Origin of the sequence: Pseudomonas sp. PA27(2017) (assembly GCF_001945445.1) — a bacterium.
Lineage (GTDB): Bacteria > Pseudomonadota > Gammaproteobacteria > Pseudomonadales > Pseudomonadaceae > Aquipseudomonas.
Window position 1 is genome coordinate 1 of the sequence record NZ_MSXW01000061.1, and the last position, 261, is coordinate 261.

Annotated in this window: 1 protein-coding gene; it reads right to left on the reverse strand. The window is 57.5% G+C overall.

The window, feature by feature from the left end; all coding sequences use genetic code 11:
- Positions 1 to 261: transposase domain-containing protein (locus BVH06_RS21490; RefSeq protein WP_177345406.1), on the reverse strand; the 261-nt coding region annotated here is incomplete at both ends.

Here is a 261-nt window from a genome sequence, read left to right on the forward strand (position 1 = left end):
ATTCGACCGGGTCTGCACCTAGTCGCTTGCGCGCCTCGGTCACGCCGCTGCGCGCCAGCAACTGATCGGAAGCCAGGCCTTGGGCACAGATATTCAGGCGTCTGGCCACCTCGAAAAAAAAAAGAAGGTGCTGAGGTCGGAGAAGTTGAACCAGCCAAAGCACTTGATCACTCGGCAGGCGCCGACGTCGTATGGTGGCTTGAGTAGAGAGATTGAGCGCACTGGCGACCCATTCAACAGGAATGTTCTGAGTGAAGGTGC